15 protein-coding genes are annotated in these 15961 nt (G+C 36.6%); all 15 read left to right on the top strand.

Annotation, left to right across the window (positions count from 1 at the left end; all coding sequences use genetic code 11):
* The first annotated feature begins 11 nt into the window (after positions 1–11).
* The 15 genes from smc to ACF3N8_RS09510 all read left to right on the top strand — a co-directional run bounded on the left by smc (position 12) and on the right by ACF3N8_RS09510 (position 15960).
* Positions 12–3572 carry a chromosome segregation protein SMC gene (gene smc, locus ACF3N8_RS09580; protein ID WP_392449858.1) on the top strand — a complete coding sequence of 1187 codons (3561 nt, stop codon included), beginning with the start codon at positions 12–14 and terminating at the stop codon, positions 3570–3572.
* Positions 3572–4882 carry a signal recognition particle-docking protein FtsY gene (gene ftsY / locus ACF3N8_RS09575; protein ID WP_009381691.1) on the top strand — a complete coding sequence of 437 codons (1311 nt, stop codon included), beginning with the start codon at positions 3572–3574 and terminating at the stop codon, positions 4880–4882. The genes smc and ftsY overlap by 1 nt, the downstream gene beginning before the upstream one ends.
* Entirely contained in the window at positions 4866–5201 is a 336-nt protein-coding gene (locus tag ACF3N8_RS09570; RefSeq protein ID WP_009381692.1) for a putative DNA-binding protein, read from the top strand. Before ftsY ends, ACF3N8_RS09570 begins: the two co-directional genes overlap by 17 nt.
* A gap of 13 nt (positions 5202–5214) precedes the next feature.
* A complete protein-coding gene (gene ffh / locus ACF3N8_RS09565) occupies positions 5215–6588 on the top strand; it encodes a signal recognition particle protein (protein WP_009381693.1) in 1374 nt (457 codons plus the stop codon).
* Positions 6589–6702: 114 nt separating this feature from the next.
* A complete protein-coding gene (locus ACF3N8_RS09560; RefSeq protein WP_009381694.1) occupies positions 6703–7170 on the top strand; it encodes an N-acetyltransferase in 468 nt (155 codons plus the stop codon).
* A gap of 210 nt (positions 7171–7380) precedes the next feature.
* Positions 7381–9408, top strand: a complete 2028-nt coding sequence (locus ACF3N8_RS09555) for a bacteriocin-associated protein (RefSeq protein ID WP_238101786.1) — start codon at positions 7381–7383, stop codon at positions 9406–9408.
* Positions 9401–10045 (top strand): ABC transporter ATP-binding protein, encoded by a 645-nt coding sequence (locus ACF3N8_RS09550; RefSeq protein WP_392449857.1) that lies wholly within the window; start codon positions 9401–9403, stop codon positions 10043–10045. The genes ACF3N8_RS09555 and ACF3N8_RS09550 overlap by 8 nt, the downstream gene beginning before the upstream one ends.
* Before the next feature lie 98 nt (positions 10046–10143).
* A complete protein-coding gene (rpsP, locus tag ACF3N8_RS09545) occupies positions 10144–10419 on the top strand; it encodes a 30S ribosomal protein S16 (protein WP_009381697.1) in 276 nt (91 codons plus the stop codon).
* A gap of 91 nt (positions 10420–10510) precedes the next feature.
* Complete coding sequence (gene rimM, locus ACF3N8_RS09540; protein WP_009381698.1) at positions 10511–11023, top strand: ribosome maturation factor RimM; 513 nt, start codon at positions 10511–10513, stop codon at positions 11021–11023.
* Positions 11013–11747, top strand: coding sequence for a tRNA (guanosine(37)-N1)-methyltransferase TrmD (trmD, locus tag ACF3N8_RS09535; RefSeq protein WP_009381699.1), 735 nt, complete (start codon positions 11013–11015; stop codon positions 11745–11747). The genes rimM and trmD overlap by 11 nt, the downstream gene beginning before the upstream one ends.
* A gap of 108 nt (positions 11748–11855) precedes the next feature.
* Complete coding sequence (gene rplS, locus ACF3N8_RS09530) at positions 11856–12209, top strand: 50S ribosomal protein L19 (RefSeq protein WP_009381700.1); 354 nt, start codon at positions 11856–11858, stop codon at positions 12207–12209.
* Positions 12210–12967: 758 nt separating this feature from the next.
* A complete protein-coding gene (locus ACF3N8_RS09525) occupies positions 12968–13282 on the top strand; it encodes a helix-turn-helix transcriptional regulator (protein WP_017176566.1) in 315 nt (104 codons plus the stop codon).
* A gap of 3 nt (positions 13283–13285) precedes the next feature.
* On the top strand, positions 13286–14575 hold the full coding sequence (arsB, locus tag ACF3N8_RS09520) for an arsenite efflux transporter membrane subunit ArsB (protein WP_238093577.1): 1290 nt from the start codon (positions 13286–13288) through the stop codon (positions 14573–14575).
* Between the two features lie 17 nt (positions 14576–14592).
* On the top strand, positions 14593–14994 hold the full coding sequence (gene arsC, locus ACF3N8_RS09515; protein ID WP_009381703.1) for an arsenate reductase (thioredoxin): 402 nt from the start codon (positions 14593–14595) through the stop codon (positions 14992–14994).
* A 234-nt stretch (positions 14995–15228) separates the two neighbouring features.
* Positions 15229–15960: a gamma-glutamyl-gamma-aminobutyrate hydrolase family protein gene (locus ACF3N8_RS09510; protein ID WP_009381704.1), complete on the top strand. Its 732-nt coding sequence runs from the start codon at positions 15229–15231 to the stop codon at positions 15958–15960.
* The last annotated feature ends 1 nt before the right edge of the window (position 15961 follow it).

Here is a 15961-nt window from a genome sequence, read left to right as displayed (position 1 = left end):
AGGAGTAGAACATGGTTTATTTAAAGTCAATTGACACATATGGATTTAAATCATTTGCAGAACATACCCATGTTCAATTTGATACAGGTGTGACGGCGATTGTTGGCCCTAATGGAAGCGGTAAAAGTAATATTACTGATGCCATTAAATGGGTGCTAGGTGAACAATCAGCGAAATCACTTCGAGGTTCTAAGATGGAGGACATTATCTTCTCTGGTGCCGAACACCGTAAAGGTAATCAGTACGCTGAAGTAAAGCTTCAACTTGATAATCATTCTGGGACGTTAAATCTCGATCAAGATATCGTTACTGTTACAAGACGTCTGTATCGTAACGGTGACAGTGCGTATTATCTCAATAACGATCGTGCTCGGTTAAAGGATATTGTTGAATTGTTTTTAGATTCCGGTTTAGGAAAAGAAGCGTTTAGTATCATTTCACAAGGTCGTGTAGATGAAATTTTAAATGCGAAACCTATTGACCGCCGCCAAATTTTAGAAGAGTCTGCAGGCGTGCTTAAATATAAGAAGCGTAAAAAGGCGTCACTTGATAAATTAGAACAAACAGAAGACAACCTTAATCGTGTTGAAGATATTTTATATGATTTAGAAGGGCGTATTGAGCCGCTTAAAGAAGAAGCTGCGATTGCGAAAGAATACCTTGTGTTATCTCAAGAGATGATGAAGAGTGATATCCTTGTTACCGTTCATGATATTGAAGCGTATCAAGATGATATTAATCAACAAGATGAATCTCTTAACCGTTTGAAAAGCCAACAAGAGTTTAAGAATAGTGAGAAGACACGTATTCAACGAGAAATTAAATCAATTAAGTCACAAAAAGATCAGGCAGATTTAGAGCTTGAGAAATTAAATTACCAATTCGTTCAGAAAACAGAAGAAGTTGAGAAGTACACGGGTCAACTTCACGTATTAGAAGAGCGTAAACGTAACCAATCTGAAACCAATGCGCGCTTTGAAGAAGAACTTGAAAGCCTTCAAACACAACTCGCGCAATTACAATCAGATAGAGACACGCTAAAACAAGATATCGATTCACTTAAATCTAAGTCAAAGCAACTTACGCAGCACATTCACGATATGGAATCTGAAGTAATGGTGTCTGATGATGAATACGAAACGCAGCTTGAAACGCTAAAAAACGACTATTATGAAGAGATATCTAAGCAATCTGAATTAAATAATGACATCCGCTTTTTAAAGCGTACAATTGAAGAAAATGAGAAAAAGCAATCGCGTCTTGATTCTAAACTTGTTGAAGCAATTGAATCTTTAAAAGGTATTCAAACTGAGAAGGCTTCTAAGGAAAGGGCTTTTCAAGAAGTGGCACAGTCGCTTGAACAATATGAACGCGAGCAGCAAGATAATGAGAACGCGTTGAAGCAGAAAAAGTCTCGCTTAGGTGAACTTGAGGAGAAGTTGTATCAAGCGTATCGCTATAATCAAAAGTTAAAGTCTAAAATCGATGGTATGGAAATGCGTAAAGACGATTATGCATATTTCTTTAGCGGTGTGAAGCATATATTGAAGAATAAGGACCTAAGTGGTATCCATGGTGCTGTAGCTGAAGTTATCGATGTGCCATCGAAATTAACTAAAGCCATTGAGACAGCTTTAGGGGCACAGTTGCAACATGTCATCGTCGATAATGAAGAAGACGGGCGTAACGCAATTTCGTACCTAAAATCTAAAGGACTTGGGCGCGCAACATTATTACCTTTAAATGTGATTAAGCCGAGATACTTAAATGAAACGATTTACCAACAAGCGAAACACGAAGATGGCTTTATCGGTGTTGCCGCGAATGAAATTCACTTTAATAAACAGTATGAAACGATTGTTCAGAATTTATTAGGCACTACGATCATTGTTGATCATCTTAAACATGCGAACGACATCGCACGTCAAACAGGTTATAAGTCTCGAATTGTAACTTTAGATGGTGATATCGTAAACCCTGGCGGTTCAATGACTGGTGGCGGTGAACGTCATAATAAAAGCATCTTGAGCCAAAAAGATGAATTACAAACGATAAAGAATCAACTTCATGAATACGAGTCTAAGACGAAATTGCTTGAAGAACAATGTAACGCTGAGAAATTAGAGCAAGAACGTCTTAGCGAATCCTATGTAACATGTAGTGAGAAAATTCAACATTTACGACATGAATATCAATCTTTAGAAATGGCGATTAAACATTTAGATGAGCAAGAGCGCCGTATTAAAGACGATCATGAAGAATTTGAGTTTGAGAAGAATGATGGCTATGAAATTGGACATAGCCAGAAAACGCTTGCTGAGAAGGAATCAGAACTTCAAACTCTACAACAAAAATTACAAGGGCTTGAAGCGGAAATCGAGCAAGTTCGAAACCGTTTCAAATCAGATAAAGCTGACACCCATGAAAAGCAACAGAAATTAAACCAAATGAAGTCTGATTTAGCGGTTGTTAAAGAGCGTTTGAAAACGAAGAAGGAACAATATGAAAACGTTAACCATCAGCTTGAGAATAACCAACAACAAAATCGTCGACTCCAAGAGCAAATTGAACTATTCAATTCAGATGAGATGACGGGTGAAAAGGCTTTTCAAAAGATTGAAGCACAAATTGAGGCCAGTCAACATGAGAAAGATGACCTCGATAAAGCGATCGAAGCGTCGAAGCAATCGCGCAAAGAACTCGCTGAATCGTTAGAGTCGCTTGAAGGTAAACTCCAAGTTGAACAGAACGATATACTGGCAATCGAAAATAGTTATCAAGACATTAAAACGAAGCAATCGCGCTTAGATGTGTTGATACAACATGCGATTGAGCATCTTCAAGAAACGTATGCGACGACGTATGAACATGCGCGCACGATGTATGAGCTTGATGATGATATCGAAGCGCTTCGTAAAAAGGTGAAGCTTACGAAGATGTCGATTGATGAACTTGGGCCAGTAAATTTAAATGCGATTGAACAATTTGAAGAAATTAATGAGCGTTTCACGTTTCTTGATTCACAGCGTACCGACTTAAGAGAGGCTAAGCAAACGCTTGATCAAATTATTCAAGAGATGGATCAAGAAGTGAAAACACGATTCAAAGATACATTTCTTCAAGTTAAGGCGCATTTCAGTGATGTATTTAAGTCGTTATTTGGCGGTGGTTCCGCAGAACTGAAACTTACTGATGACGACTATTTATCAGCAGGCGTCGATATTATCGTGCAACCCCCTGGTAAGAAACTCCAACACCTTTCATTATTAAGTGGGGGTGAACGTGCTTTAAGTGCAATCGCATTATTATTTGCAATATTAAAGGTTCGTTCTGCACCATTTGTTATACTAGATGAAGTAGAGGCTGCATTAGATGAAGCAAATGTGATTCGATATGCAACATACTTAAAGCAATTAGCGAACGACACGCAGTTTATCGTGATTACCCATCGAAAAGGCACGATGGAATATGCCGATCGTTTGTATGGCGTTACGATGCAAGAATCAGGCGTTTCAAAACTTGTAAGTGTTAATTTAAATACTATAGATGATGTGATGAAGGAGGAAGCGTAATGAGCTTTTTTAAACGTTTACGTGATAAGTTTAGTCAAGAACCTAAAGAAAGAGATGATTTTCAAGAAGATCTTGAAGAATTAGAACCTTTGGATGATGAAGAACAACGTCGTGAAGAAGAACCACCTTCTCGTCACGAACCTACGCCAGAGCGCGACGAACCACAAGCGCATGAAGCGCCGTCACATGACATGCCAGCTCAAAAAGAAGTTAAACATGATCCAATTAGTCCAAGTTCCGAATGGGAAATGGACTTCGATGATGATGATTTAATTTCAATTGAAGAGTTTGAAGAAATTGAGTCTCAAAAACTTGGTGCCAAGTTTAGAGACGGTCTTGAAAAGTCACGTCATAACTTCCAAGAACAGTTAAATAATCTGATTGCACGCTATCGCAAAGTCGATGAAGAATTCTTCGAAGCTTTAGAAGAAATGTTAATTCAAGCGGACGTAGGTTTCACTACAGTTATGGACCTTGTCGATGAGCTTAGAATGGAAGCGAAGCGCCGTAACATTCAAGAGACTGAAGATTTACGTGAAGTTATCGTTGAGAAGATCGTAGAGATTTACCGACAAGATGATGACCAATCAGAAGCGATGAACCTTGAATATGGTCGTTTAAATATCATCTTAATGGTAGGTGTTAACGGTGTTGGTAAGACAACTTCAATTGCGAAACTTGCGCACCGCTATGAATCTGAAGATAAAAAAGTAATGCTTGCTGCGGGTGATACGTTCAGAGCAGGTGCTATTGAACAATTACAAGTATGGGGCGACCGTATTGGCGTTGAAGTCGTGAGCCAAAAAGAAGGTTCTGACCCAGCAGCTGTGATGTACGATGCTATTAACGCAGCAAAAAACAAAGGCGCTGACGTATTGATTTGTGATACAGCTGGTCGTCTTCAAAACAAGCAAAACCTAATGAACGAACTAGAGAAAGTCAAACGTGTTATTGGACGTGCGGTACCTGATGCACCACATGAAGTATTATTATGCTTAGACGCGACTACTGGTCAGAATGCGATTTCTCAAGCAAAAGCCTTTAAAGACGTTACAGATGTAACAGGTATCGTCTTAACAAAACTTGATGGTACTGCTAAAGGTGGTATCGTACTTGCAATTCGAAATGAAATGCAAATTCCAGTTAAATACGTAGGTCTCGGTGAGAAATTAGATGACTTAACACCATTTGACCCAGAAAGTTATGTATACGGTTTATTTGCTGACATGATCGAACAAAACGTTCCAGAAGAAGACAAAGACCAACCTAAAGAAGTTGAAAGTGGCGAACAATATGACGAGACAAGATGACTTAGTTAAAACAGTCAGAATGAATTATTTGTTTGATTTTTATCAATCATTATTAACTAACAAACAGCGTAATTACTTAGAGCTCTTTTACTTAGAGGATTACGCACTAAGCGAGATTGCTGAGACATTTGATGTGAGTCGTCAAGCAGTGTATGATAACATAAGAAGAACGGGCGATTTAGTAGAAGATTACGAACGTAAACTTGGTTTACTTGAAAAGTTCGAAAAACGCCAAGAAATCTTTTCAGAAATGCTTAAAGCTACACATGAACCAGAAAAAATTAAAGCTTATATAAAAGAACTAGAAGAATTAGAATAGGAGGTCACTTTATATGGCATTTGAAGGATTATCCGATCGTTTGCAAGCCACAATGCAAAGGATTAAAAGTAAAGGTAAAGTGACTGAAGCTGATATAAAAGTAATGATGCGTGAAGTACGTCTGGCACTACTTGAAGCGGACGTAAACTTTAAAGTTGTCAAAAACTTTGTAAAGACAGTTTCAGATAGAGCGTTAGGTTCTGATGTTATGAAATCATTAACACCAGGCCAACAAGTTATTAAAATCGTACAAGATGAATTAACAGAATTAATGGGTGGCGAAAACAGTTCGATTACGATGGCTAAAAAGCCACCTACAGTCGTAATGATGGTTGGTTTACAAGGTGCCGGTAAAACAACTACTGCAGGTAAACTTGCTTTATTAATGCGCAAAAAATATAACAAGAAACCATTACTTGTCGCAGCCGATATTTACCGACCAGCTGCCATAAACCAACTCCAAACAGTCGGAAAACAAATTGATATCCCAGTTTATTCAGAAGGCGACCAAGTTAAACCGCAACAAATCGTAGACAACGCGATTAAACATGCGAAAGAAGAACATTTAGACTTCGTTATCATCGATACGGCAGGTCGTTTACACATCGATGAAGGTTTAATGTCAGAGCTTGAAGACATTAAAGAGATTACGAAGCCTAATGAAATCATGCTTGTTGTCGATGCGATGACAGGTCAAGATGCTGTTAACGTCGCAGAATCATTCGATAATCAACTCGACGTTACAGGTGTAACGCTTACGAAACTTGATGGTGATACACGTGGTGGTGCAGCGCTATCTATTCGTGCCGTGACACAAAAACCAATTAAATTCGTTGGTATGAGTGAGAAACTCGACGGCTTAGAACTGTTCCATCCTGAACGTATGGCATCTCGTATTCTTGGTATGGGCGATATGTTAAGCCTCATTGAAAAGGCCCAACAAGACGTTGACCAAGAAAAAGCGAAAGACCTTGAGAAGAAAATGAGAACATCATCATTTACTTTAGATGATTTCTTAGTACAACTTGATCAAGTTAAAAACTTAGGACCTTTAGATGACATCATGAAGATGATCCCTGGTATGAATAAAGTTAAAGGTCTCGATAAGATGAATATGAGCGAAAAGCAAATCGATCATATTAAAGCTATTATTCAGTCGATGACGAAATATGAACGTGAACATCCTGAAAAAATTAACGTTTCAAGAAAGAAACGTATTGCTAAAGGTTCAGGTCGTTCCTTACAAGAAGTAAACCGAATCCTTAAACAGTTCAATGATATGAAGAAAATCATGAAACAGTTTACAGGTGGTAAAGGTAAAGGCAAAGGAAAAGGTAAACAACGTCAAATGCAGGACATGTTAAAAGGCATGAATTTACCATTTTAATAGAATTGATAAAGCATCTCCACGTGATCGGGAGATGCTTTTTTAGTGGTACTTTGAGATGTGTTATTTTAGAAAGAAGTATAAGTATGAGTAATTTAATGAGGTGTAGCGACTATGCACTTAGAATCCTATAACGAAAATTTTAGTAAAATTCTTCAAGATTATTATCTTAAAGATCCTACATATACGGCGTTACCTAAAGATGTTATCGCATTAGAACGAGTAGGCCAAAGTTTGTTACCTATACTACTTATTGATAATGAGGTAATTGTTTCCTTCTGCGCTCTTGATCAGAGCGATGATAAGTTTCAATTTACGGATAACGAAAATAGTATTTTACTTAGAAGCTTTTCAACTGATTCACGATATGAAGGTCGCGGATACGCAAAAGAATTAATCAAACGTGTTATCTCATACGTGAAACAAGCATTTCCTCATGTAGATGAGGTAGTTCTAGGTGTGAATGTGAAAAACCACAGTGCGAAGCATTTATATGTTAAATGTGGTTTTGAAGATACGGGTAGATATGTACTAGGTGAAGTAGGGTACCAACACGTGTACCGATTGAAGCTAAAGAGCTAATACAAAGAAATATATATAAGCAATTAATTTTTACAAAAATTTTATTTTAGTATATACTATCCTTAATCAAGTTGACCTTCTAGTCAGACTTATAGCTACTAACTAGTCGAGTAAATTAAAAAAAGAATTGAATAAAGTTTCCTTAGCCACTTGTTTACAAATAATTTGTTGACGAGTGGCTTTTTTAGAATAGGCGAGGCGAACCAACACATGAAAAGCATCTTAGGAATTCTATCTTTTATAACCATATTGTTTGGCGTATTTATAGTTAGTGACTTTTATAAGAAAATCGAATTAGATTACATGATTAATCATAATCAAAGCACCATCAATATATACCCACCCGATAAATACGAAACAACGCAAGCGCAAAGTGTCAAAGATTTGATTGCGATTTCAAATAAGCACCAAGTTTCGGTTACTAAACGCATTCAAATAAATCAACACAAAATATTGATATTTACGAATAGACCATACTTATTAGCTCAACAAGTTAAAAATAATCACATTAAGTTAGCTGATAAATCAATAGTGGTAAAAGTCTACCCTTTATCTAGATTAAAGAATTATAGTAGTGTAGGCAGCTTTTACATCGACTCTAATGATAAAAATAATAAGCAAGCCGTGATCGAGGATTTGAATCGTAAAGTCGGTAATGTAACTGAGGAAAAAAGCGAATTCAATTTAAAATATTATTGGAACTATCGTCTAATCTCAATATTCTTATTTCTAATAGTCATAACATTAGCGTTATTTATATACTTGCTTCAAGTAAATGCCTATAAATTTAAACTGAAATTCAATTTAGGTTATACACCCTTTGAAATCATAAGAACAGTGTTAAAAGAGAATCTTTCTATACTTATTCTTTTTTGTGTAATAGTTATATTTAGTCAATCTCTAATAATTTATTATGTGCTAGAACTCAGAAACATTCTTTTACCGATCCTAATAACGGGGGTAATGTTTACTTTCATAGGATGTCTTATGATAAGTTTACTCATTTTATATTTGCATAATACTTATTTAACTATGTATTCGAAAATGAATAGGATAAAGTTTAATAATGCTCATCATTATTTATTTATAGTTGTTGGGTTAATAGCAATATTTTTAATCTCGCATGTGTTACATGACTTGATTGAAAACGAAAAGCATTTGAAACGTGAACATCAAAACATAGCTGCGTGGGAACAAGCTAGAAATACATATCGTATGGTAGTTCAATCAAACGGTATTCACCTTGATGAGAAATTACATGATGACGTTAGTGAAAGAATGAAAGCCTACTATAATAGTGAGTATTTCAAGGGTTTTATTTTAGAAGCTGAAAATTACACGGAAGCGCTAGAAGGGGGACCGTTTTATAAGAAAAATGTTAAGAAAGATAGTCGTTTTGAACCAGTTGGTGAAAGTATTGTGGTAGATAAAAACTATGTACAAGAAAACTTTTCAAAAAGCATATTTAATCAAATGAAATTCGATAAAATTCATTTAAACTTAATCATTCCAATGAAATATAAAACGCATATCAATGAAATTGTATCTAATTATAAGGAGTCTTCCTATACTTATGATCCAGTCTTAGAAGACTATAATAAGAAAGTTAAAATTAATCCTATATTTATTGAAAATAACCGTAAGTATTTTACGTATGAAAGTGACTTAGTTGAACCAGATTATAGCGTTAAAGACCCTATCATAGTTGTTGATACTGGTAATTCAATTGCGTTGAATTATATGCATTATTTAACTGGGTTTTACTACCTTAAATCTAATCTAGATAACCCTATACAAGCGTTGGAAGAAGGTTTAAATCAATTTAACTTAAAACCATACATGTATATCATGGAGTCCGTTTATGATGAGAAAGCTGATCAAATAAGAGATTATCATCTGAAGCGTTTTGAAAATATGTTTTCTATCATTGGATTGGTTATCGGAAGCTTGATATTAATTTATACTTATATAGGTGTTTATCTTAATAAGAGCACGTATACTTTTGTGATTAAAATGAACTTGGGCTATACAAGATTCCAAATACACCAAACATTTATATGGGTTCTAGCGTTATTAAATGTATTATTTATATTATTACTGAGTTTGCAGTATACGCTTATGAGTTTAAGTTATGGCATCACCATGATTTGCATTCAAATCTTACTCGTTTTATATCGTTTCAATAGTCTTAATAAAGCCTTATTGAATTCAGTCATCAAGGGGGAATCTTATGATTAAAATAAATCATTTCACCAAGATATTTAATCAACGTGTTTTATTTCATATGCTCAATATGGAGATTACTCAAGGAGATTTTTATATCATACGTGGCGCGAGTGGAAGTGGTAAAACCACCCTTATAAATATGTTGGGTTTAATTGAATTTCCTGATAGTGGCACCTATACTTTTGAAGGCGAGTTCATTAACACTAGAAAGCAAATTCTTAATATCAAGCGAAAACACTTTGCGTACATTTATCAAAATTATGGACTTTTAAAGAATAAAACTGTTCAACAAAATTTAACGCTGCCTCTTAACGTAAAATATAAGGATACACAACTTATGAGCGATGCTTTAGAGACTGTTGGCATGTCACAAGCTATCTTAAAACAAAAAGTGGTTTCGTTGAGTGGTGGTGAGCAGCAACGAATCGCAATTGCACGTGCATTAATTAAAGAAAGCACTGTGATATTTGCGGATGAACCTACAGGTAACTTAGATGAAAAAACCTCTGATCACATAATCGATATCTTCAGAGATTTAAATAAACGAGGTAAAACAATCATTATGGTTACACATGATCCGAAATACTTTAATATTGGTACACGTGAATACACGATTAATCAGACGTCGTGTGATGCAACTTTGAATTAATTTAAATTGGTAAAGAAAAAACTCTTTACAAACGTTTGTGTAACTGTTATAGTATTTTCTTGTAGATAACAAATTAAAGAAAAAGGAGAGAATTATAAATGGCAGTTAAAATTCGTTTAACACGTTTAGGTTCTAAACGTAACCCATTCTACCGTATTGTTGTAGCAGATGCTCGTGCGCCACGTGATGGTCGTATCATCGAACAAATCGGTACTTATAACCCAGCGCACAAAAATGCAGCTGAAGTTAAAATCGACGAGGAATTAGCACTTAAATGGTTAAAAGAGGGTGCTAAACCTACAGATACAGTACACAACATCCTTTCAAGAGAAGGCATCTTAAAAACTTTTGACGATCAAAAGCATTCTAAATAATTGAGTAAGTCATAACTTATTCATACTATTGAGGGCGTACCAATTACATGGTACGCTTTTCGTATATTATAAAGAATCGGAGGCTTCAAACATGAAAGTTGAAGTTGGGACTATCGTAAACACGCACGGCATAAAAGGTGAAGTTAAAGTAAAATCGAATTCAGACTTTACGGATACACGTTTTCAACCAGGAGAAACGCTAATGGTTGATTATAAAGGTGATATGCTAACGTTCACAGTAAAGTCATATCGCATGCATAAAGGCTTTCATATGTTAACGTTTGAAGGTATCACGAATATTAATGAAATTGAATATTTAAAAGGGTCAGTGCTTTTACAAGAACGTGATCATGAGGACATTGAACTTGGTGAACACGAGTATTATTACTCAGATATCATTGGTTGTACTGTTTTTGATGAAGCAGACACGCCGATTGGTCGTGTTACTGAGATCTTTGAAACTGGTGCTAACGATGTATGGGTTATTAAAGGCGATAAAGAATACATGATTCCTTACATTGAAGAGGTAGTTCGAGAGGTCGACGTTGAAGGTAAGAAAGTTATCATCCGACCAATGGAAGGGTTGTTTGATGATGCAGATTGATTATCTCACTTTGTTCCCTGAAATGTTTGATGGCGTCTTAAATAGCTCCATTTTAAAGCGTGCTCGAGAACGCGAGCTTGTTAAATTTAACACGATTAACTTTCGAGATTACGCGAATAACAAACATAACCAAGTTGACGATTATCCCTTTGGTGGCGGCCAAGGTATGTTGCTAAAGCCTGAACCTATTTTTAATGCAATGGACGCCCTTGAAACCTACGAGGATACGCGTGTTATTCTGATGTGTCCTCAAGGCGAGACATTTAATCAACAGAAGGCTGAGTCGTTAAGTACAGCGAAACATATCGTATTCATTTGTGGTCACTATGAAGGTTATGATGAGCGTATTCGTGAGCATCTTGTCACGGATGAAATTTCGATAGGTGACTACGTGCTTACAGGTGGCGAGTTGCCAGCGATGTTAATGACCGACGCAATCGTGAGACTCATGCCTGGCGTATTAGGTAATCAGGTATCCCACGAAGACGATTCATTTTCAAGTGGGTTACTCGAACACCCTCAATATACAAGACCGCGTGAATTTCAAGGCATGAAAGTACCTGACATCTTACTATCCGGAGATCACAGCAAGATTGAAGCTTGGCGACACGAACAATCTTTGAAAAGGACTTTTGATAAAAGACCAGATTTATTAGACAAATATCCACTTACTGAAAAAGATTTAAAAACCATTGAATCCTTTAAAAAACACATTGAAAAATGATAATGAATGTGCTATTATTCTTTAAGTGTGGAAAGACACAAATATCACTATGATCCGCTGCTATATGATTGTCAAGGCAAGAACATAGGTTGAAGGAGAGTGTAAATAATGAGCAATCACAAATTAATCGAAGCAGTAACTAAATCTCAATTACGTACAGACATTCCATCATTCCGTGCAGGTGACACAGTACGTGTACACGTACGTATCATCGAAGGTTCACGCGAACGTATCCAAGTGTTCGAAGGTGTTGTAATTAAACGTCGCGGTGGCGGAATTTCAGAAACATTCACAGTACGTAAAATTTCTTCAGGTGTTGGCGTGGAACGTACATTCCCAGTTCACACACCTAAAATTGAGAAAATCGAAGTTAAACGTTATGGTAAAGTTCGCCGTGCTAAACTTTACTACTTACGTAACTTACGTGGTAAAGCCGCTCGTATCCAAGAAATCCGTAAATAATCAAGTACTTAGAGCATTAAGCTATATACACCTTGCTAGATGGAGAAGCCATTTAGTAGGGTGTTTTTTATGGTTGAAAGGGGGATAAAGGATTGGGGTTAAGGGGAAGTACTTTGGTTTGGTGGGGAATTGTATTTCCAAATTCAGTTGGGGTTAGGAGTAAGATCTTTTGCAGACTAGTGAATCCGTCACAAGTCGCTAACAGAGCTCTTGCCAACTAGTGGTAGTATCACAAGTCGCTAACGGCGTTCTTACCAACTAGTGAATACGTCACAAGTCGCTAACGGCGTTCTTACCAACTATTGAACGTGTCACAAGTCGCTAACGGTGCTCTTGCCAACTAGTGATCATGTCACAAGTCGCTAACAGAGCTCTTACCAACTAGTGAATGTGTCACAAGTCGCTAACAGAGCTCTTACCAACTAGTGATTGAGTCACAAGTCGCTAACAGAGCTCTTACCAACTAGTGTTAGTATCACAAGTCGCTAACGACGTTCTTGCCAACTAGTCAGACCTTCATTAGTACTTAAACATGAAGAAGTTAAAACACCTACTCCGATATAAGCTGTGGCATCAGATTCAAATCCTCTTACCAATTAAAAATTATCAAAAATCCTCATTCTAAGAATAATCCTAACCGCCTTTCATTTAATATCTCGTATCCTTGCCTTTAATCTTCCTCATTCGACAATTCAATTCTATATAGACAAATATCTATATAGATGATAGTCTATATACGACATTAGGAGGTGTTTAATATGACGTATGAAGAATTAGCGCAATATTTTAAAGTGCTTGCTGATCGCAATCGTCTAGAAATTATAGATGTTCTATCGTGTGGAGAACTATGTGCTTGTGACTTACTTGCGCATTTTGACTTTTCCCAACCGACATTAAGTCACCATATGAAAATGCTTGTAGAAAGTGGAATTGTCTCGACATATAAAACAGGGAATAGACGCATGTATCATATTGAAAGTACGGTTCTAAAGCAGGTTCAGTCATCTTTAAATCTATTAAATACCTCTAATGAGCGATGTATTTGTAAAGACATAAAGATGGGTGAGTGTTAATTCATGACAATTTTAGCGATCGTGATATTCCTCGTCACGTTGTTATTCGTAATATGGCAACCTAAGGGGCTTGATATCGGTATCAGTGCCATCGCGGGTGCTATTATCGCAATAATAACCGGCGTCGTATCACTATCAGATGTAGTAGAAGTTACAGGTATTGTTTGGAACGCAACCTTAACTTTCATAGCGGTCATTATCATTTCATTAATTCTTGATGAAATAGGCTTTTTCGAGTGGTCAGCGCGTCACATGGTAAAAGCCTCGAAAGGCAACGGGCTTATGATGTTTGTCTACATTATGTTACTAGGGGCACTCGTAGCAGCCTTTTTCGCAAATGACGGCGCGGCGTTAATCCTAACGCCAATCGTACTCGCAATGGTACGAAATTTAAACTTCAATGAAAAGGTAATCTTTCCATTTGTTATCGCAAGTGGTTTTATCGCAGATACTACGTCTTTACCATTAGTCGTAAGTAATCTCGTGAATATCGTGTCAGCCGACTACTTCAACATTGGATTTGTGGAGTACTTAGGTCGCATGATTATTCCAAATATCTTTTCATTAATCGCAAGTATTCTAGTATTATGGTTATTCTTTAGAAAGTTGATTCCAAAGTCGTTTGATGCACATATGTTAAAAGACCCTAAAGAAGCTATAAAAGATCGTAAGTTGTTTAAATTCTCTTGGATCGTGATAGGTATTCTATTCGCAGGATATTTATTAAGTGAATTTATTAAGATACCAGTTTCATTTATCGCAATGATTATCGCGATTATCTTCTTGTTACTCGCTCAAAAATCTAAAGCAGTGAATACGAAAGAAGTACTCAAAGGTGCACCATGGAATATCGTATTCTTCTCAATTGGTATGTACCTTGTTGTGTTCGGTCTTAAAAATGTTGGTATCACTTCAGTACTTGCGTTTGTACTCACAAGTATTACGCAACACGGTCTGTTTGCAAGTATCATGGGTATGGGCTTTATTTCAGCCTTCTTATCCTCAATTATGAATAACATGCCGACAGTACTTATTGATGCCATCGCAATTGATCAAACATCAACGTCTCACATGTTAAAAGAAAGCTTAGTATATGCGAATGTGATAGGTGCCGACTTAGGTCCCAAAATCACACCAATTGGTTCTCTAGCTACATTATTATGGTTACATGTTCTTAGCCAAAAGGGTATGAAGATATCATGGGGAACTTACTTTAAGACAGGTATCATCATTACGATTCCCGTGCTATTCTTCACGTTATTAGGTTTATATTTAACAATGCTTATCTTTTAAAAAAAGGGGATTAAATTATGGATAAAAAGATTATTTACTTTATTTGTACAGGTAATTCATGCCGTAGTCAGATGGCACAAGGCTTTGCGAATGAGATTTTAGATGAAGATTGGGTAAGCTATTCAGCAGGTATAGAAGCTCATGGTGTGAATCCTAACGCTATTAAAGCTATGGATGAGGTAGGTATCGATATATCGAATCATACCTCAGACATCATCGATCCAGAGATTATTAAACAATCTGAACTCGTCGTTACATTATGTAGTGATGCAGACCAAAACTGTCCAATGATTCCAGGCAATGTACAGAAAGCACATTGGGGCTTTGATGACCCTGCTGGAAAAGACTGGTCCGAATTTCAACGCGTTCGAGATGAAATCAAAGCACGCATTCAGTCGTTTAAGGAAACAGGAAAATAATTATGTAAACAAAACTATGTTAAAATTGTAATAGTGCCTTTGAGCGTAAGGTAAAATTTTCAACTTAAGCAGACGATTTTGACGTAGTGATTAAACGCTAATAACTCGACCGGGGATAACCCGGTCTTTTAAAAGAGCATAAATATCTGAAAATTGAAAATTCTTATTGCAATATAGCGCTTCTTAGTATATAAATTAGATATAATATATTGCTTTTATAAGGAGTGGTGTGTATTGAAACGTCCTGTAATAGGTATTTCATGTAATATCAGTAAGTATTTAGATGGCCCGCTATGTGGACATAAGCGATTCTTTCTTAATGAAGATTATGTCGATGCAGTCATCAAAAATAATGGCGTTCCAATATTATTACCGATTCACGAAGACGCGTCTATCTTAAAGCAACAAGTTGAGATGCTAGATGGATTAATTATCACTGGTGGCCAAGATATTAGTCCGCTCATCTATGGCGAAGACCCTATGCCCTTACTTGGTGAGGTCAATCCTAAGAGAGACCAGTACGACCTGAAGCTACTCGATCTCGCGATTCAAAGAGAGATACCGATTTTAGGTATATGCCGTGGTATGCAGATCATCAATGTCTTTTTCGGCGGTACGATGTGGCAAGATATCTCATATAAAGATGGCGTGACGTATAAGCATTTTCAACAGGGTGAAACGACAGACTTAACGCATAAGGTGTCGATTGCTAAAGATACGAAACTCTACCAATTGCTTCAAACTGAAACGTTGATGGTTAATTCGTTCCATCATCAAACGATACATCATCTTGCTTCTCCTTTAAAAGCAACAGCAACAGCCAACGGCGGCATTATCGAAGGTTTTGAACATAAAGACTATGACTTTCTATTAGGCGTACAATGGCATCCAGAAATGTTACATCAAACTGAAGACGTCATGAATCGTTTGTTCGATTTCGTTATTCAGTCAGATAGGAAGGAATAAG

The sequence above is a fragment of the Staphylococcus massiliensis genome, assembly GCF_043186315.1.
In the GTDB taxonomy this organism is placed as follows: domain Bacteria; phylum Bacillota; class Bacilli; order Staphylococcales; family Staphylococcaceae; genus Staphylococcus; species Staphylococcus massiliensis.
Note: the sequence above shows the minus strand (reverse complement) of the source record. Positions and strands in the feature narration are given on the sequence as shown.